This is a genomic window from Prauserella oleivorans, assembly GCF_042685745.1.
GTDB classification, from domain to species: Bacteria; Actinomycetota; Actinomycetes; order Mycobacteriales; family Pseudonocardiaceae; genus Prauserella_A; species Prauserella_A oleivorans.
Genome location: NZ_JBHUNT010000001.1, coordinates 3,877,762 through 3,896,130 on the forward strand (window position 1 = coordinate 3,877,762; position 18,369 = coordinate 3,896,130).

Annotated in this window: 17 protein-coding genes; 4 read left to right on the forward strand and 13 right to left on the reverse strand. The window is 71.4% G+C overall.

Translation table 11 applies throughout. From position 1 onward, the window contains the following. Nucleotides 1–14 precede the first annotated feature (14 nt). Nucleotides 15–1,160 carry a M24 family metallopeptidase gene (locus ACFSZT_RS19015; RefSeq protein ID WP_377390905.1) on the reverse strand — a complete coding sequence of 382 codons (1,146 nt, stop codon included), beginning with the start codon at nt 1,158–1,160 and terminating at the stop codon, nt 15–17. A gap of 226 nt (nt 1,161–1,386) precedes the next feature. Between ACFSZT_RS19015 and ACFSZT_RS19020 the strand changes: the two genes are divergently transcribed. Further along, nucleotides 1,387–2,337, forward strand: coding sequence for a 5'-3' exonuclease (locus ACFSZT_RS19020; protein WP_377390907.1), 951 nt, complete (start codon nt 1,387–1,389; stop codon nt 2,335–2,337). Between the two features lie 3 nt (nt 2,338–2,340). Here ACFSZT_RS19020 and ACFSZT_RS19025 read toward each other — a convergent pair whose 3' ends face one another. The 4 genes from ACFSZT_RS19025 to ACFSZT_RS19040 form a co-directional block, all read right to left on the reverse strand. Next, a complete protein-coding gene (locus ACFSZT_RS19025; RefSeq protein WP_377390909.1) occupies nt 2,341–2,760 on the reverse strand; it encodes a DUF4333 domain-containing protein in 420 nt (139 codons plus the stop codon). Between the two features lie 32 nt (nt 2,761–2,792). Continuing rightward, nucleotides 2,793–3,995 (reverse strand): GNAT family N-acetyltransferase, encoded by a 1,203-nt coding sequence (locus tag ACFSZT_RS19030; protein ID WP_377390911.1) that lies wholly within the window; start codon nt 3,993–3,995, stop codon nt 2,793–2,795. 49 nt (nt 3,996–4,044) lie between these two features. After that, nucleotides 4,045–4,647 carry a DUF4333 domain-containing protein gene (locus ACFSZT_RS19035; RefSeq protein WP_377390913.1) on the reverse strand — a complete coding sequence of 201 codons (603 nt, stop codon included), beginning with the start codon at nt 4,645–4,647 and terminating at the stop codon, nt 4,045–4,047. A 142-nt stretch (nt 4,648–4,789) separates the two neighbouring features. Next, nucleotides 4,790–7,549, reverse strand: a complete 2,760-nt coding sequence (locus ACFSZT_RS19040; protein WP_377390915.1) for a DEAD/DEAH box helicase — start codon at nt 7,547–7,549, stop codon at nt 4,790–4,792. Between the two features lie 73 nt (nt 7,550–7,622). Between ACFSZT_RS19040 and ACFSZT_RS19045 the strand changes: the two genes are divergently transcribed. Next, on the forward strand, nt 7,623–8,018 hold the full coding sequence (locus ACFSZT_RS19045) for an MmcQ/YjbR family DNA-binding protein (RefSeq protein ID WP_377390917.1): 396 nt from the start codon (nt 7,623–7,625) through the stop codon (nt 8,016–8,018). Here the strand turns inward: ACFSZT_RS19045 and ACFSZT_RS19050 are convergent. The 7 genes from ACFSZT_RS19050 to ACFSZT_RS19080 all read right to left on the reverse strand — a co-directional run bounded on the left by ACFSZT_RS19050 (nt 7,981) and on the right by ACFSZT_RS19080 (nt 13,216). Beyond that, a complete protein-coding gene (locus ACFSZT_RS19050) occupies nt 7,981–8,862 on the reverse strand; it encodes a diacylglycerol/lipid kinase family protein (protein WP_377390919.1) in 882 nt (293 codons plus the stop codon). The genes ACFSZT_RS19045 and ACFSZT_RS19050 overlap by 38 nt on opposite strands. Nucleotides 8,863–8,864: 2 nt before the next feature. After that, nucleotides 8,865–9,824, reverse strand: a complete 960-nt coding sequence (gene tatC / locus ACFSZT_RS19055) for a twin-arginine translocase subunit TatC (protein WP_377390921.1) — start codon at nt 9,822–9,824, stop codon at nt 8,865–8,867. Nucleotides 9,825–9,856: 32 nt separating this feature from the next. After that, nucleotides 9,857–10,183 carry a Sec-independent protein translocase subunit TatA gene (tatA, locus tag ACFSZT_RS19060; protein WP_377390923.1) on the reverse strand — a complete coding sequence of 109 codons (327 nt, stop codon included), beginning with the start codon at nt 10,181–10,183 and terminating at the stop codon, nt 9,857–9,859. Between the two features lie 9 nt (nt 10,184–10,192). Next, the gene (locus ACFSZT_RS19065) at nt 10,193–10,441 is read right to left on the reverse strand and encodes a bacteriophage holin (protein WP_377390925.1); all 249 of its coding nucleotides are present in this window, start codon (nt 10,439–10,441) and stop codon (nt 10,193–10,195) included. A gap of 9 nt (nt 10,442–10,450) precedes the next feature. Next, entirely contained in the window at nt 10,451–11,431 is a 981-nt protein-coding gene (locus ACFSZT_RS19070) for a helix-turn-helix transcriptional regulator (RefSeq protein ID WP_377390927.1), read from the reverse strand. A gap of 55 nt (nt 11,432–11,486) precedes the next feature. Further along, the gene (locus tag ACFSZT_RS19075) at nt 11,487–12,470 is read right to left on the reverse strand and encodes a helix-turn-helix transcriptional regulator (RefSeq protein ID WP_377390929.1); all 984 of its coding nucleotides are present in this window, start codon (nt 12,468–12,470) and stop codon (nt 11,487–11,489) included. A 71-nt stretch (nt 12,471–12,541) separates the two neighbouring features. Beyond that, the gene (locus tag ACFSZT_RS19080; protein WP_377390931.1) at nt 12,542–13,216 is read right to left on the reverse strand and encodes a TetR/AcrR family transcriptional regulator; all 675 of its coding nucleotides are present in this window, start codon (nt 13,214–13,216) and stop codon (nt 12,542–12,544) included. A gap of 97 nt (nt 13,217–13,313) precedes the next feature. Here ACFSZT_RS19080 and ACFSZT_RS19085 point away from each other — a divergent pair, with 97 nt between their 5' ends. Next, nucleotides 13,314–15,440 carry an MMPL family transporter gene (locus tag ACFSZT_RS19085; protein WP_377390933.1) on the forward strand — a complete coding sequence of 709 codons (2,127 nt, stop codon included), beginning with the start codon at nt 13,314–13,316 and terminating at the stop codon, nt 15,438–15,440. A 3-nt stretch (nt 15,441–15,443) separates the two neighbouring features. Here the strand turns inward: ACFSZT_RS19085 and pafA are convergent, their stop codons facing one another. After that, nucleotides 15,444–16,802, reverse strand: a complete 1,359-nt coding sequence (gene pafA, locus ACFSZT_RS19090; RefSeq protein WP_377390935.1) for a Pup--protein ligase — start codon at nt 16,800–16,802, stop codon at nt 15,444–15,446. A 78-nt stretch (nt 16,803–16,880) separates the two neighbouring features. Between pafA and ACFSZT_RS19095 the strand changes: the two genes are divergently transcribed. Further along, complete coding sequence (locus tag ACFSZT_RS19095; RefSeq protein WP_377390937.1) at nt 16,881–18,365, forward strand: bifunctional phosphatase PAP2/diacylglycerol kinase family protein; 1,485 nt, start codon at nt 16,881–16,883, stop codon at nt 18,363–18,365. The last annotated feature ends 4 nt before the right edge of the window (nt 18,366–18,369 follow it).

An 18,369-nucleotide genomic window follows, 5' to 3' on the forward strand; every position in this document is an offset into this window, starting at 1 on the left:
GAGTGCTTCGGCGGTCATGACCCGACCACGACCAGTTCGTGCGGCCGCGTGTTGAGGGGCTCGGCGCCGTCGGAGGTGACCACGACGATGTCCTCGATCCGCGCGCCCCACCGGCCGGCCTGGTAGATCCCCGGCTCGACACTGAACGCCATCCCGGGCTCCAGCGGCAGGTCGTTGCCGCCCACGATGTAGGGCTCCTCGTGCACGTCGAGTCCGATGCCGTGGCCCGTCCGGTGGATGAACTGCTCGCCGAAACCGGCCTCGGTGATGATGTCGCGGGCCGCCGCGTCGACCGCGTGCGCCGTCACGCCGGGGCACACCGCCTCCACGGCCGCCTGCTGGGCACGCTGCAACACGGCGTAGGTGTCGGCCACGTCGGCGTCCCGCGGCTCGCCCACCGCGTAGGTGCGCGTGGAGTCGGAGTTGTAGCCCTCGGCGATGGGTCCGCCGATGTCGACGACCACCACGTCGCCGGGCTCGATGACCCGATCGGACACGTCGTGGTGCGGGCTGGCGCCGTTCGGGCCGGAGCCGACGATCACGAACTCGGCCTCGGTGTGCCCCTCCTCGACGATCGCGGCGGCGATGTCGGCGCCCACCTGCGCCTCGGTACGCCCGGCACGCAGCCACTCGCCCATGCGGGCATGCACACGGTCGATGGCCTCCCCGGCCTTGCGCAGCGCGGCGATCTCGGCGGCGTCCTTGCGCATGCGCAGTTCGCGCAGGACCGGACCGGCCAGTGCCTGCTCGGCACCGGCGACCGCGTCGCGCAGCGCGAGGACGTGCAACGCGGCCATCATGTCGCTCACGGCCACCCGGCCGGGCTTACCGAGCCGGTCGGCCACCAGCCGGTACGGGTCGTCCCCGTCCACCCAGGTGATCACGTCGACGCCGAGGTCGTCGGTCGGCACGTCGGAGTAGCCGGGGAACTCGAGTTTGGGCACCACGAGCGCGGGTGGCGCGTCGCCCGCTGGAATCACGAGCGTGGTCAGTCGCTCGAACGACCCGCCTGCCTGCCCGATCAGGTATCGCAGGTCCGAACCGGGGGCGATGAGCAGGGCGTCGGTGCCGGCGTCGGCGGCCGCCTGCCGGGCGCGGTGAAGCCGGGCGCGCAGGGTGGCGGCATCGGGGGCGGGAGTGTGCAGCGATCGGCGCGACATGACCGAAAGCCTAGCCCGCCGCCCGGTCCCGTTCCGGAGCGGCAGGCCGGGTGACGACCGGAACCCGGGGTGCCTCAACCGACACCGTGAACGTGGTGGATACACCAGCCGCCGCCGAGCGACTACCCGCCGCGGCCGAGGTGTTCTCGCGCCTCGTCGCAGGCCCGATGCGGACCCGGGGAACGGGTTCTCGAGCGCCGTCCACCGGGCATGGCAGGCTGTGCGGGTGAGCACCGGTTCCCTGGCGCTGCTGGACGCGGCGAGCCTGTACTTCCGTTCGTTCTATGCCCTGCCGGATTCGCTGACCGCACGCGACGGCACCCCGGTCAACGCCGTCCGCGGGTTCGCCGACACCGTGGCGCGCATCCTCGTCGACCGCAGGCCCTCACGGCTCGTCGCGTGTCTGGACGCCGACTGGCGGCCGCGGTTCCGGGTCGACGCGCTGCCGAGCTACAAGGCGCACCGGGTGGCCGAGGAGTTCGAGGCGGGACCCGACGTCGAGGAGGTGCCGGACACCCTGACCCCGCAGGTGCCGATCATCCTCGACCTGCTGGAGGCCCTGGGCCTGGCGACGGCCGAGGCGGCGGGTTACGAGGCCGACGACGTGATCGGCACGCTCACCGCCCGCGAGAACAGCGACCCGGTCGAGGTCATCACCGGCGACCGCGACCTGTTCCAGCTGGTGCGGCACGAACCGACCCCGGTGTCGGTGATCTACGTGGGCAAGGGCTGGGCGAAGGCGGAGGTGCTCGGCCCGGACGAGCTCGCCGCCCGCTACGGCGTGCCCGCCGGCCATGCCGGCCCCGCCTACGCCGACATGGCGATGCTGCGCGGCGACCCCTCCGACGGCCTGCCGGGTGTGGCGGGCATCGGGGAGAAGACGGCGGCGAAACTCATCACCCAGTTCGGGTCGATCGAGGCGCTGGTGGAGGCCGCGCGCGCGGAGAGCCCGCAGCTGCCGCTGAAGACGCGGGTACGGCTCAACGAGGCCGCCGACTACCTCGCAGTGGCACCCACGGTGGTGCGGGTGGCGCCCGACGCGCCCGTGGAGCTCTCGAAAGACGACCGAGTGCCGTCCGCGCCCGCCGATCCCGAGCGGGTGGCGGAACTGGCCGAGCGCTGGAACCTCGGCGGCTCCGTCAACCGGTTGCTGGACGCGCTGACGACCCGCGCGTGAGCCTTACTCCGGATAGCCGACCTCGTACTCGTCGTTGCGACCGAGCACGGTGATCGGCACGCGCTGCGCCTCGCCCGCGATCACGGCGGTGCAGTCGAACGTCAACCCGGCCTCGACCGGCTGGCGTGGCGGGCACGACACCGCCTCGACGCCCTCGACGCGGTAGCTCTGGGTCAGGATCCGTGCGACCGACGCCTGCATGGTGCGGGCATCGAACACCCGAGGCACCGGCGCGAGGCTGGACGACAGCCCGGACGAGGCGCTGCCGAGGGTGCTCGGGTCCGGGGTGGACTCCGATGGGGAGGAGGGGGACGTCGCCGTGGACGTGCCGGGTGGTTCGGCGCCCTCGCCCCGGCTGTCGCACCCGGCGGCCAGCAGACCCGCGGCGACCATGGCCGACACCAGCACTACACGACACCGCACCGACGCAACACCCCGACGTTGATCTTTTCCGGCTAGAAGAACGTACCGCACCATGCCGGCGTGCGCGTGGAGAACAGGCGGTCGGCCGCGGCGACCGCATCGGCCCCGGCTGCCTGGGCCCGTCCGGTCTGCACGAGCTGGGAGGGCCGCCACGCCCCGAGGTAGATCATGGCGAGCGCATCCACGCCGAGCCGTAGCGCCGGAGGCGCGTCGGTGCGGCGTACCTCGTCCGGGCCGACGACGTAGCCGCCCGTGTTGGCCGGGATCGCCGGATCCGTCACCTCGATCACGAGCGGGTCGCCGTAGTACTCGCGGGCGGCCAGCGCGGTGGGCACGTCGAGCAGCCGCAGCCATGTCTCGTCCGCCACCTCCGTGACGGTGCACACGCGCGGGTCGGTGACCAGCAGCTCGACGGGTTCGTCCAGCGCCCGCTCCCCCAGCCGGATCTCGTCGACCAGGTCGACCGACAGCAGGAACCGCCACAGCCCGGCGAACGCCTCGGCGGTTGCCGCGTGCAGGTCGTCGACGCGGAGCACGGCGGAGCCCGTCCGCGGGCGGGTGACGGTATAGACCACGAAGCCGTCGATGTCGCCCGGTCCCTGGTGCACCGCGATGCTGGTCGGCTCGTCGCCCCGGCCGGCCACCGCACGCGCCCAGGTCCACCAGTGCGCCGGACGCGCCATCATGCCCGGGCGAGTCCTGAGCGCGGGATAGGCGGCCGACAGCACGTCGAACGCGGCGTCCCCGTCAAGCAGCCGGACCTCACCGCCCGCGGGCACTTCGGGACGCAGCCGAGCGCGGGTGCGATCGATCGTGCAGCCGCGGGCGAGGGTGCCGACGCCATAGCCGAACCGCCCGTAGATCACGGCCTCCGAGGCGTGCAGCGTGGCGGCGACGACACCCCGCTCGGCGAAGTCGGCGAACTGGGTGCGCATGAGGTCGGTGAGCACGCCGCGGCGCGTGCGGTCGGCGCGCACGCCGACGCCCGTGACCGCGGCCAGCGGCACGGTGCGTCCACCCGGCACGGTGAGCTCGGAGTCCAGGGAGCGCGCCGTGCCGATGAGCGTGCCCGGATCGCCGGCGAATGCACCCAGCGTGCGGCCCGGCTGGAACGCCCCGGCCGCCCGCGTCCATTCCTGGTCCTCGGCGGGCTTGAGGTGGAGGCTGGCGCGGAACAGGTCCATGGCCGCGCGGTGTTCGTCGTCGCGCAGAACCCGGATGCGGTGATCGCTCATGACACCGATGCTTGCCGACCGGCCACCGTCCGTGCCACCGGATTACCGGCTACTGGAGCCTGCCGACCTCGTAGCGCCCGTCCTCGCTCTTGACCGTGATGGTGACCTGCTGCTGTTCACCGTTGACGGTGACGTCGCAGGTGAACGTGGCGCCGACCTCCACCTCCTGGTCGGCGGGACAGCTGACGCTCTCCACACCTTCCGCGCCGTAGCTGTCGGTGAGCACGCGCTGGATGTCGTTCTGCATGGTCTGGTTGTCGAAGACCTTCTGCACGAGCAGGCCCGGCATCCAGAACAGGACGACGGCGGCCGCGGCGAGCACGACGACCGCCGCGGCGAGCCCGATCCACAAGCCCTTGCCCGGCTTCTTCTGTGCGGGCGGAGGCGTGCCGTAGGCGCCGCCCTGCTGCCCGTAGCCGGGCTGCTGCTGGCCGTACTGCGGCTGACCGTACCCGGGCTGTTGCCCGTACCCGGCCTGCTGGCCATAGCCGGGCTGCTGCTGGCCGTACTGCGGTTGCTGGCCGTACTGCGGCTGGCCATAGCCGGGCTGCTGCCCATATCCGGGTTGCTGACCGTAACCGGGCTGCTGGCCGTACCCGCCCTGGCTGGGGAAGCCACCGGACGGGTTCCCGAAGGCGGTTGCTGGCCCCACTGCTGTGGGTCGTTGCCTCCGTACGGCGTGCTCATCGTGTTGCCTCCGCCAGTCCACCGAATACGTCTACGCGTCGTGCGCGATCCAACCACAGCGCAGCCTCCCGCACACGTGAAGGGCACAGCCGATCACGTGCCCAGGATCAGACCTCGCCCACGGCGACGACACCACGGCGGAGCGAGCGCACCGCCTTGGCCGCCACACCCCCCACCGGGTGGTCCTTGCCGAGCACGTCCTTGATCTGGTCCAGCAGGTCGATCACCTGCCGCGCCCACCGGACGAAGTCGCCCGCGGACAGCTCCTGACCGTTGGCCTCGGCCGTGGTCAGGACACGCTCCAGGGACTCGCCGCGCGCCCACCGGTACACCGGCCACGCGAATCCGGCGTCGGGTTCCCGGGTGCGATCGAGCCGGTGCCGCCGTTCGTCCTCGACGAGGTCGCTCCACAGCCGCACCGTCTCCTGCCACGCCTTCGGCACGGCCCCGGACGGCAGTTTCGGCTCGGCGGCCGCGTCCCGGCGTGCCTCGTACACCAGCGTGGAGACCACGGCGGCCAGCTCGGGCGCGCTGAGGCCGTTCCACACGCGCTGCCGCAGACACTCCGCGGCGAGCAGGTCGGACTCGCTGTAGAGCCGGGCCAGCAGCATCCCGTGCTCGGTCACCTGGTCGCCGTCGGCCCCGAGGTAGCCGCGTTCGGTGAGCAGCGCGCGGATGCGGTCGAACGCCCGCGCCAGCGAGTGCGTCGTGGCGGCGACCTTGCGCTCGAGCTGGGCGGTCTCGGCGGAGAGACGCTGGTACCGCTCCACCCAGCGCAGGTTGGACTCCCGGTCGGCGAGCCCGTGACACGGGTGCGCACGCAGAGCCCGGCGCAGCTCGGCCAGCTCGTGGTCGTCGTTCGCCCCCGAGCGACGGCGTTCCCGCGGCGGGCGGGTGATCCCGGAATTGCGCAGCGACGAGGCGATGTCCCGGCGGGTCTTCGGCGAGCGCAGCTCGACGTGCCGGGGCAGCCGCACCCGCCCGAGCGGCTCGACGGGCGACGGGAAGTCGGCCGCGGACAGGGCCCCCGACCAACGGTCCTCGGTCACTACCACCGGCCGGGGTTCCCGCAGTGGATCAAGGCCCGGGTCGACCACCACGGCCAGCCCGGCGCGGCGGCCCGCCGGCACCGAGATGACGTCGCCCCTGCGCAGCTTCTCCAGCGACCGGGAGGTCTCCGCCCGCCGGTTGGCGCTGTTCTGCTTGGCGAGGTACTTCTCCCGCTCGGAGATCTTCTTGCGCAGCTCGACGTAGGACAGCATCTCGTCGAAGTCGCCGCTGATCGCGTCGGCGTAGCCCTGGAGGGCGTCCTTGTTCCGCTCGATGCGCTTGGCCGTGCCGACCACCGCGCGGTCCGCCTGGAATTGGGCGAACGACTGTTCGAGCAGCTCCCGGGCCTGCTCGGCGCCGAACTGGCCGACCAGGTTGATCGCCATGTTGTAGCCGGGCCGGAACGACGACTTCAGCGGGTAGGTGCGGGTCGAGGCGAGCCCGGCGACGTGCCGCGGATCCACACCCGGCTGCCACAGCACCACGGCGTGGCCCTCGACGTCGATGCCGCGCCGCCCGGCCCGCCCGGTGAGCTGCGTGTACTCGCCGGGCGTGAGGTCGACGTGCGCCTCGCCGTTGTACTTGACGAGCCGTTCGAGCACCACGGTGCGGGCGGGCATGTTGATGCCCAGGGCCAGTGTCTCCGTGGCGAACACGACCTTCACCAGGCCGCGGACGAACAGCTCCTCGACGGTCTCCTTGAACGCGGGCAGCAGGCCGGCGTGGTGGGCGGCGATGCCGTGCTCGAGCCCCTCGCGCCACTCCCAGTAGCCGAGCACGCCGAGGTCGGCGTCCGGCAGGTCGGCGGTGCGCTCGTCCACGATGCGGCGGACCTCGGCGACCTCCTCGGGCGAGTTGAGCCGCACACCCGAGTGCAGGCACTGACCGACGGCGGCGTCGCAGCCCGCGCGGGAGAAGATGAACACGATCGCGGGCAGCAGGCCCGCCCGGTCGAGGCGGTCGATCACGTCGACCCGCGACGGCGGCCGGAACCGGGGCATGCGCGGCCGGTCCCGCGGACCCCGCCGGCCACGCGGTCCGCGCAGCCCTGCCGGGGCGTGCATGCGCGCCACGTCCTCGACGCGGCGCAACAGCTGCGGGTTGATGCGGGGCTCGTCCTGGTGCTCCTCGCCGACGAAGAGGTCCATGAGCCGGTTACCGACCATCATGTGCTGCCACAGCGGCACCGGGCGGTGCTCGTCGACGACGACGGTGGTGTCGCCGCGCACGGCCACGAGCCATTCACCGAATTCCTCGGCGTTGCTCACCGTGGCCGACAGCCCCACCACCCGGACGTACTCGGGCAGGTGGAGGATGACCTCTTCCCACACCGCACCGCGGAACCGGTCGGCGAGGTAGTGGATCTCGTCCATGACGACGTAGCCGAGTTCGTCGATGGTGTCCGAGCCGGCGTAGAGCATGTTGCGCAGGACCTCGGTGGTCATGACGACGATCTGGGCGTTGCCGTTGATGGCGGTGTCACCCGTGAGCAGGCCGACCGTGCCCGTGCCGTAGCGCTCGGTGAGGTCGGTGTACTTCTGGTTCGACAGCGCCTTGATGGGCGTGGTGTAGAAGCACTTGCGGCCTTCGGCCAGCGCGAGGTGCACCGCGAACTCGCCGACGACGGTTTTGCCCGCGCCCGTGGGCGCGCACACGAGCACGCCGTGTCCGTCCTCCAGCGCCTCGCATCCGCGGAGCTGGAAGTCGTCGAACTCGAAGGACGCCTCGGCGGCGAACCGGGCGAGCTGCGGGTACCTGCCGCGCCGCCGGGCTGCGGCGTAGGCCTCGGCCGGGCTGGGAGAGGTGGATGAGTCCACGGCGTCAGGGTTTCACATCTCGGGTCAGGCTCGCATGCGGTCCGGCGTCGGTGGGTCGCCGTAGTCTGCCCGCATGACACCCGAGCAGCTCAAGGCGACCTGTCTGGCCCTGCCCGGCGCGCGGGAGGAGTTCCCGTTCGACGAGTCGACCAGCGTGTTCAAGGTCTCCGGCAAGATCTTCGCGCTCAGCAGCCTGGCCGGTGTCCCGTTGCGGGTGAGTCTGAAGTGCGATCCGGAGCTGGCCGTGCACCTGCGCACCAGTTACCCGGTCATCACCGCCGGCTACCACCTCAACAAGCGGCATTGGAACACGGTGGAGCTCGACGGCTCGGTGCCCGATCGACTGGTGACGGACATGATCGAGGACTCCTACGACCTCGTGGTCGCGGGGCTGCCGAAGGCGGAGCGGGAGCGCCTGCGGTGGACCGCGCTCAGCCGAGAACAGCGAGTGCCCGGGGCACGCAGTTGACCGACACGGGCAGTGTGCCCAGGGGCTCGCCGTCGGCGTAGGCGGGCCAGCCGATACCGGACAGGCTGACCTCACGCGCCCTCAGCGTGGTCACCGCGGGATGGTCGAGGTGCCGGCCGCTGCGCAAGCTGGGCAGCATGCGGATCAGTTCCCGGCGAGTCGCCTGGCCGACCACCGTGACGTCGAAGACGCCGTCGTCGGGCCGGGCGTCCGGGCAGATCGGCACACCGCCGCCGTACCAGGCGGTGTTGCCGACCGCCACGAGCGTGGCCCGCAGCTCGTGGACTCCGGCCTCGGTCCGGATGCACACCTCCCGGGACCGGAACGACGCGAGCTCGGCGAGGATCGCGAGATCGTAGCGGCGGGGGCCGCGCGGATACCGCCACCGGTTGGCGCGTTCGTTCACGGCGGCGTCGAATCCGGCGCACAACACGGTGCTGAACCAGGTGTCGCCCGCGCGCCCGAGGTCGATGCGGTGGGTGCGGCCCTGCCGCAGGCCCGCGACGACGGCGTCCACGGCGGTCAGCGGGTCGGCGGGCATGCCGAGGGCTCGGGCGAGATCGTTGCCGGTGCCCGCGGGTACCACGCCGAGTGCGATGTCGGTGCCCGCGCAGAACTGGACGGCCTGGTGGGCGGCGCCGTCGCCGCCCACCACCACCAGGACGTCCAGGCCGGCCGCCCGTGATTCGGCCAGCAATGCCCGGTAGTGCTCGACGGTGTTCGCGGCCAGCAGGTCGAGCCGGTCGACGTGCCGCCGGAGCCGGTGGGCGACGGTGCCCGCGATGCGGGCGGCCGCCCCCATGCCGGAATCGGGATGCACGGCGAGGGCCGCGTGCAGACCCATCGTTACGTGATGTCGTCCGTGCCGGCCGTGGCGCTCGGCTTGGCGGGCGGCTCGTCGTCGATGGTGCTCGGTGTGTACTCGAACGGTGCGGGCTCGTCGTCGGCCAGCTGGTCCCAGCCCTCGGTTCCGCGCTGCTTGTCGAGCTTGCGATCGTGCAGGCGGGTCAGCTGGAGCGCAAACTCGAACAGCAAGGTGAGCGCACCGGCGAGCGCGATCATGGAAAACGGGTCGGCCGGTGTCACGAACGCGGCGAACACGAACAGCAGGAAGATGATGCCCCGCCGCCACTTCTTCAGCTGTTGGTATCGCACCACGCCGACGCGGTTCAGCATCACGATCAGCAGCGGCAGCTCGAAGCTCACGCCGAAGATCAACAGCAGCGACAGCACGAACGAGATGTACTTGTCACCGGTGAACCAGGTCGCGAACTCGCCACCGCCAAAGGTCGTGAGGATCTCCAGGGCGTGCGGCACCATCAGGTACGCCAGCACCGCGCCGCCGGCGAACAGCACGGACGCGATCCCGACGAACGTCAGGGCGTACTTGCGTTCCTTGGAGTACAGCCCGGGCGCGACGAACGCCCAGAGCTGGTACAGCCACACCGGCGAGAACAGCACGGCGCCCGCGGTGAGGCCGACCTTCAACTGGATCATGAAGGCCTCGAACGGCACCGTCTGCAGCAGCTGGCACGGGCCTTCGCGGGGGAACCGCTGCTGAGGAGGGATCGCACAGTACGGCCCGGTGACGATGTCACCCAGCGACGGGATCGGCCCCACCTTGTTGCCGAACCACAGGAAACCGAGGATACCGCCCGCGATCAGGGCGATCAGCGCGTAGCCGAGGCGCCGGCGGAATTCGTAGATGTGCTCGATGAGCGTCATCGTGCCGTCGGGGTTGTACCGACGGCTCCGCATCCGCCGCTTGCTCTGGCGGCCTTCGCCTTTTCCGGAGGACTCCGCCACGAGAGAGCGTCCGTTCTCGTCAGTCGATCAGGTCAGCCCGCGTGCTTCTGCGCCTGGTCGGCCGGGCTCTGCTGCTTCTTCAGCTCGTCGAGCTGCCGCTGGAGGTCGGCGAGCTGCTGGTCCTTCTCCTGCACGTCGGCCGTGGCGGGAGCGGACGCGATTTGCCGGGTGTCGGCGTTGGCGGCCGTCGAGGCGGAGTCACCGGACTCGCCGGACTCCCGCATGTCCTTGGTCTCGGCCTTGAAGATCTTCATGGATTTGCCGATCGAGCGTGCGGCATCCGGAAGCCGCTTCGCACCGAACAGCAGAACCACGACCAGGACCAGGATGATCAAGTGCCACGGCTGCAGCGCATTCATGGTGGCCTCCTACTCGTTCACAGCCGATCGTACTGGCTCGGACGTCGCGTTCGGGCCAGTGTGGAGCCGTCGTTCTCCGACGGCAACGCCGAGTGCGGCCGACCGCGCGCGCAGCAGACCGAGGTGGTCCCGCGCGTCCGCTCGCACTGTGCTCACCGCGCGCTGGTAGCGGTTCACCGCGCCGCCCACCCGCACCAGCACAGTGCCGAGCACGACCAGACCGGCCGCGACCAGCACGACACTCAGCACGTAAAACACGCGATTACTCTACTGGCCGAAGGTGATCGGAAGGTGACGCGCCCGCGCCAACGCGGCGGCGGCCCGGTGGCGCACGGCTTGCGCGAGCTCGGCCGGCTCGGCCACCTGAGCACCCCCGCCCAGACCCAGGACCAAACGCACCATCCACGACTCGTCGCCGTAGCGCATCCGCACCCGCAGCCTGCCGCCGTCGAGCTCGGCCAGCTCCTCGCACGGGTAGTACTCGGCCACCCAGCGCGCGTCGGGTTCGAGCACCAGCTCGGCCTCCGGGTAGTCGTCCCGGGGTGAGAACACGCCGTCGGAGATGTCGGTCGGTTGCGCGTCGGGCGGTGGCGCCGCGGGCTCGTCGAGGATCTCCAGCTCGTCGATGCGGTCGAGCCGGAACAGCCGGACCCCCTCCGCGCGACGGCACCAGCCTTCGAGGTAGCTGTTGGCCTGCACGATGAGCAGCCGCATCGGGTCGACGGTGCGTTCGGTCATCTGGTCCTTGGAGGCGGTGTAGTACCGCATCCGCACGGCGCGACGCGCCTGGAGCGCCTCGCGGACGAGCTCGCGTGTGCGGGCGGTCGCCTCCCGTTCGCGGACGCCCATCCCCACCACGACCCCGGCGGGCTCGGCCTCTCCGGCCGCGGCCTCGATCTTCGCGATCGCCCGCTGCACCGCGTCGGTGTCCACGACACCCGGTGTCTCGCCGAGCGCGCGCAACGCGATCACCAGCGCGCTGGCCTCGGCACCGGTGAGCCGCAGTGGCCTGCGCATGCCGGCGTCGTAGGTGACCGAGACGGTGTCGCCGTCGAAGGAGAGGTCGATGAGGTCGCCGGGCCCGTACCCGGGCAGCCCGCACATCCACAGCAGCTCAAGGTCCTTGCGCAGCTGCCGCGGGGTCACGTCGAAGTCCTGCGCGGCCTGCTCGATTCTGATTCCGGGCCGGGCGAGCAGGTAGGGCACGAGTGCGAGCAGCCGCGGCAGTCGTTCGCTCGACCCGCTCATGGCTGCTCCCTCCGCACCCGGCCGGCCCGTACGGTCGGGGCCGCGCGACTGTCGATCACCGGGCGGCCTCCGACTGCGCGAGACGTTCGAGCCGGTCGCGGACCGACTTCGCCAGCACGTCCGGCTCCAGCACCAGGACGTCGGGGCCGTGGCCTGCGATCCAGTCGGCGGCTCGCTCGGGGAAGTACAGGTCGACCTCCGCCACGTCGCCGTCGGTGCCGTCCACGGTCATCCTCCCGACGAGCCGGGCGTGCCGCCGGATGCCCGCCGCGCAGCCGTCGGCCAGCCACAACCGTGCGGTCGCGGCGGGAGCCTGGTCGTGGCCGCCGGACGTTCCGGCGACGAACTCCAGCAGGTTGACCTCCGGTGGCCTGCGCACCACGCCGGGCCCGCTCACCGTCCGCACGTCGCCGGTGATGCGAGAGAGCCGGAAGCACCGGGGCGCGTCGCGGTCCCGGTCATGGCCGACGACGTACCAGCGCGCCCGCCACGACACCACACCCCACGGTTCGAGTGTGCGCTCGCGCCGTTCGGGCGAGTCGGAGCGCCGGTAGTCGAAGCGCACCACCTGGCCCTGCTGCACGGCGGCGAGCAAGGGCGCGAAGGCCGGCTCGGTGTGCACGCGCGGTTCCACGACGGCGGGCGCGTGTTCGTCGACCTCGACCCCCGCTGCGCGCAGCTTCACCAGGGCCCGGTGGGCCTGGCCGGTCAATTCCGGGGAGTCCCACAGCCGCGCCGCCAGCGCCACGGCCGTCGCCTCGTCGGGTGCGAGGTCGATGTCGCCGAGCTCGTAGTCGCGTCGTGCGATGCGGTAGCCCTCGACGGGATCGAACACGGAGTTGCGTCCGGTCTCCAAGGGAATGCCCAGTTCCCGCAGCTCGGTCTTGTCGCGCTCGAACATGCGCGAGAACGCCTCGTCGGTGGCCGCGTCGGCGTACCCGGGCACGATCCCGCGGATCCGCTCGGCCGTCAGGTACTGCCGAGTGGAGAGCAGGGCGAGCACCAGGTTGACCAGGCGCTCGGCGCGTGCGGTGGACACCCTGACCACCCTAGCTCGCAGGGGCGGGCATGCTCAGCAGGTCCGGCCGACACGTCGTTGCGGGGACCCGATCAGGGGCGGGCGGCCTCGGTGACCATCGCGTGCAGATCCGCGGGCAGCCGGTCGCCACCCAGCCCCTCGGCGAAGACGACCATGGCCCGCGCGAGGGACTCCTGCAGCAGTTCGTCACCCGCCTCGCGCAGCGGCCCGTCGACGAAGAGCATGGCCATGCCGTGCACGAGCGACCAGGCCGCGAACTCGGCCAGCGGGCGCCGTTCCGGCGGCAGGTAACCAACCTTGACGAGGTCGTCGAGCACGTCGACGAGCAGCTGGAACGGCGCGGCGTCCGACATCTCGCCCGGCTCGGACAAGGCATTGCCCTCGGCGCAGGTGCTGAACAGGCCCGGCTGGGAGGTGGCGAAGGCGACGTAGCCGCGACCGATGGCGGCGAGCCTGCCGAGTGCGGCTACCACGGGATCGTCCGGCTCCGGGCGTTTGCTCAACTCGGCCCGCATCGACTGAGCCATGCGCCGCAGGGCCTCCTCCTTGGCGGCGTGGAGCAGTTCCTGGTGACCGGCGAAGTGCCGGTAGGCCGCGGTCGGTGTGACACCGACCTGCCGCGCGGCGGCCCTGATCGTCACCGCCTGGGGGCCGCCCGTGCGCGCGAGGTCGGCGGCGGCCTCGACCAGGGCATTACGGAGATCGCCGTGGTGATACGAGGTTCGAACAGGACCTGAGGAGCTCACAGCTTGATGTTGACACCTGTGCACATCGGTGGCAAGTTGACGGCCATCAAGTTTACATCCGTCAACATGCTCGTCCGCTTCCGATTCGGAGACAGCCATGTTCGCTCGCATCGGGCGGTTCTCCGCGGACCACGCCCGCGGAGTCCTCGCCGTCACCCTCGTCCTCCTCGTCGGCGCAGGCGCGCTCGGCTTCACGGCGTTCGGCAAGCTCCAGTCCGAGGGCTTCGCCGACCCCGCCGCGGAATCCAGCCAGGCCGCCGACCTCATCGACTCCCGCTACGGCGGCTCCGCCGACCTCGTCTTCCTCGTCACCGCGCCCGAGGGCACCGTCGACGACGCGGCCGCCCGCGCCGCGGGTGCCGAACTGACCGGCCGGCTCGCCGCCGACTCCGACCTCGGCGCCGTCACCTCGTACTTCCAGACCGGCGCACCCGTACTGCGCTCCACCGACCACCGCCACGCCCTCGCCGTCGCGCAACTCGCCGACGACACCGCCGACAGCGCCGCCGTCGAAGAGATCGCCGAGCGCTACGAACGCGACACCGGTCCCGTCGACGTCACCCTCGGCGGCGGCGCCGCCGTCGGCCAGAACATCAACGACCAGGTCAGCTCCGACCTCCTGCTCGCCGAGTCCATCGCCATCCCGGTGATCCTGGTGCTCCTCGTCCTCGTGTTCGGCAGCCTGGTCGCCGCGCTCCTGCCCCTCGCCATCGGCGGCATCGCCATCCTCGGCACGTTCGCCGAACTGTCCATCCTGGGCTCGGTCACCGACGTGTCGGTGTTCGCGATCAACCTCACCACCGGTCTCGGCCTCGGCCTCGCCATCGACTACGCGCTGCTCATCGTCAGCCGGTTCCGCGAGGAGCTGGCGGGCGGCGCGAACAGCCGGGACGCCGTCGTGCGCACCGTCGCCACAGCCGGCCGCACCATCACCTTCGGCGCCGTCACCGTCGCCATCGCGCTGTCCGCACTGCTGCTCTTCCCGCAGTACTTCCTGCGCTCATTCGCTTACGCGGGCATCGGCGTGGTCCTCATCGCCATGCTCGCGGCCCTGTTCGTGCTGCCCGCGCTGCTCCGCGTTCTCGGCACGCGCGTCAACGCAGGCAGACTCCCCTGGCGCACCGGCGCACCCAGCACCGTGTCGTCCTTCTGGGGACGCGTCGCCGCAGCGGCCACCCGGCGCCCCTGGCTCGTCGCCGGGCCCGCCGTGCTCGTGCTGGTCATCGCCGCCTCTCCCCTGCTGCGGGTCGAGTTCGGCACCCCGGACGACCGGGTCCTGCCCACCACGGCCTCCAGCCGGGTCGTCGGAGACACGCTGCGCGAGCAGTTCCCTGCCGACGACAGCGGCGCCATCGAGATCGTCACCACCGGGCCCGTGTCCCCGGCCGACGCCGCCGCCTACACCGACCGCATCGCCGGCGTGCCCGGAGTCGCCGACGTCCACCCGGCCGCACAAGGCCAGCGCTACACCGTCGTCACCGACGACGACCCCCGCTCCGACGCGGCACGGGAGGCCGTCGACCAGATCCGGGCACTCCCTGGCCCCGGCACCACCGCGCTGGTCGGCGGCGAGACTGCGGTACTGCTCGACAGCACCAACGCGATCGGCGACCGGCTGCCACTCGCGCTCGGGCTCATCGCTCTGACCACGTTCGTGCTGCTGTTCCTGTTCACTGGCAGCGTCCTGCAACCCGTGCGGGCACTGCTGTTCAACGGGCTCGGCCTGTCGGCCACGCTCGGCCTGATGGTGCTGGTGTTCCAGACCGGCGTCCTGTCCGACGTCCTCGGCTTCACCCCGCTGCCACTCGACACGAGCATGCTCGTGCTGCTGTTCTGCATCGCGTTCGGGCTGTCGATGGACTACGAGGTGTTCGTACTCAGCCGCATCCGCGAGGCCGGCGACCACGGCCTCGGCACGCGCGACGCCGTCATCGCCGGCCTGTCCCGCACCGGGCGGATCGTCTCGATGGCCGCCGTGCTGCTCGCGGTGAGCTTCTTCGCCTTCGTCACCAGCGGAGTCAGCTTCATCCAGATGTTCGGCCTCGGCAGCGGGCTGGCGATCCTGATCGACGCCACACTCATCCGCGGCCTGATCGTGCCCGCCACCATGCGGCTGCTCGGCGACCGGGCCTGGTGGGCACCGGCGCCGCTACGCCGATTCCACACCCGCTTCGGCGTCACCGAGACCCCGGCGCCCGCACCCCGCGAGCACGCCACCCTGTGACCGCTACAACGAATTGATCAGCCGCTCGACCCGCTCGTCGACCGACCGGAACGGATCCTTGCACAGGACCGTGCGCTGCGCCTGGTCGTTCAGCTTCAGGTGCACCCAGTCGACGGTGAAGTCACGGCCCGCCTGCTGCGCGGCGGCGATGAAGTCGCCGCGCAGCTTCGCGCGCGTGGTCTGCGGTGGAGTGTCCTTCGCGAGCTCGATCTCGCCGTCGTCGGTCACCCTGCGCACCAGGCCCTTGCGCTGCAGCAGATCGAACACGCCCCGGCCACGCCGGATGTCGTGGTAGGCCAGGTCGAGTTGAGCCACCCGCGGATCGGACAGGTCGAGGTTGTGCTTCGACCGGTACCGCTCGACCAGCCGGTGCTTGATGGCCCAGTCGATCTCCGTGTCGATCTTCGAGAAGTCCTGCTGCTCCACCGCGTCGAGCGCCCGGCCCCACAGATCCACGACCTGCTGGGCGATCGGCCCCCCACCCGTCGTGGCCACGTGCTGGGCCGCCCGCGCGTGATACTCGCGCTGGATCTCCAGCGCCGACGCCTCCCGGCCACCGGCCAGCCGCACCTGACGCCGCCCGGTCAGATCGTGACTGATCTCCCGGATCGCGCGGATGGGGTTGTCCAGGCTGAAGTCCCGGAACTGCACGCCCTGCTCGATCATCTCCAGCACGAGATGCGCCGAGCCGATCTTCAGCAACGTCGTCGGCTCCGCCATGTTGGAGTCGCCCACGATCACGTGCAGCCTGCGGTACCGCTCCGCGTCCGCGTGCGGCTCGTCACGGGTGTTGATGATCGGCCGCGACCGCGTCGTCGCGCTCGACACGCCCTCCCAGATGTGCTCGGCACGTTGCGACAGGCAGTACACGGCGCCCCTTGGCGTCTGCAGCACCTTGCCCGCGCCGCAGATCAGCTGACGGGTCACCAGGAACGGCAGCAGCACATCGGCGATCCGGGAGAACTCGCCCGCCCGCGTGACCAGGTAGTTCTCGTGGCACCCGTAGGAGTTGCCCGCCGAGTCGGTGTTGTTCTTGAACAGGAAGATGTCGCCACCGATGCCCTCGTCGGCCAGCCTGCGCTCGGCGTCGACCAGCAGGTCCTCGAGGATCCGCTCGCCCGCCTTGTCGTGCGTGACCAGCTGCGTGAGGTCGTCACACTCGGCCGTCGCGTACTCGGGGTGCGAGCCGACGTCGAGGTAGAGCCGGGAACCGTTGGACAGGAACACGTTCGAGGACCGGCCCCACGACACCACTCGCCGGAACAAGTAGCGCGCCACTTCGTCGGGGGAGAGCCTGCGCTGCCCGTGGAAGGTGCAGGTGACCCCGAACTCGGTTTCGATCCCAAAGATCCGCCGCTGCATCCTTCAAGGGTATGCGCTCGGCGGCCGGTAGCGGTGATGGAATCGGGCCGCGAAACAGTGTCGGTACCTTGGGACACCATGGCTCCCCACCTCCCCCGCCCCCTGCGCCGGGTAGGGCTCCCGGACCGGCATCTGATGGCGCGCAGCGCCGCGCTGCCCCACAGCCCCGCGGACGCCGCCCTCCGCATGCTGTCCCGCTCGGCGAACAAAGGCCACCTCTGGTGGGCCGTCGCCGCGGCCCTGGCCACCAGAAAAGGCCCGGCACGCCGTGGTGCGCTCCGCGGGATCGCCGCCATCGCCGCAGCCAGCGCGAGCGCCAACCTCGTCGCCAAGGAACTGTTTCCCCGGCGCCGGCCCGCCGCCGAGCTCGTCCCCGAACACCGCAGGCTCGTCAAGCGGCCGACCTCGTCCTCATTCCCGTCGGGCCACTCAGCCTCCGCCGCCGCCTTTGTGACGGCTGTCACAATGGAATCGCCCACGGCGGGGCTCGCGCTCCTGCCCCTGGGCGCGGCGGTCGCCTACTCCCGCGTCCACACCGGCGTCCACTGGCCCACCGACATCGGCGTCGGCGCTCTCATCGGCGTCGCCGCGGCACTCGGCACGCGCCACTGGTGGCCGATCCGCGACGAGCGCCCCGGCCGCACCGCACACCGGGCCGAGGCGCCCGTGATGATCGACGGCCAAGACATGCTCGCCCTCGTCAACCCCGGATCCGGCGACCCCGGCGACGACCCCACCGAGGAGGTCCGCTTCGCCTGGCCGAAGGCCACCATCCTCTACCCCGACCGCGGCATCGACATCCGCACCCAGCTGACCACCGAGATCGCCCGCCGCGACGGCCAGGTCCGCGCACTCGGCGTCGCGGGCGGGGACGGCACCGTCGCCGCCGTCGCATCCGTCGCCGCCGACACCGGCCTGCCCCTCGCCCTCATCCCCGCGGGCACCCTCAACCACTTCGCCCGCGACGTCGGCGTGCGCTCCATGCCCGACGCCGACGCGGCCACCGAACAAGGCGCGGCCGTCGGCATCGACCTCGGCGAGGTCAAGATCGAGGGCGGCGCCGGCACCCACCACCGGTGGTTCGTCAACACCGCCAGCCTCGGCGGCTACCCGGAAATGGTGCGGCTCCGCGAGAAAATCCAGCAACGCCACCCCAAGTGGCCCTCCGCTGTCGTGGCCATGATCCGCGTCCTGCGCCGCGCCCGCCCGCTACCGGTGCGCCTCAACGGGCACTCCGCGCTCGTGTGGATGGTGTTCGTGGGCAACGGCACGTACGCCCCGAAGGGGTTCTGGCCCAACCGCAGGCCGCAACTCGACACCGGCCTGCTCGACGTCCGCTACCTGCGTGCCGACGTGCCGTACTCGCGCGCCCGGTTCGTCCTCGCCGCGATTACGAAGACACTGCACGCCAGCCACGTGTACCGGCAACACGACGTGCCCGCGCTCGACGTGGAACTGCTCGACGGCCACCGCCGAGTCGCCACCGACGGAGAAGTCGGACCGCTCGGCCGGACGTTCCGATTCCGGTCCCGGCCGAGCGCCCTGACGATCTACCGGCTCTGACGCC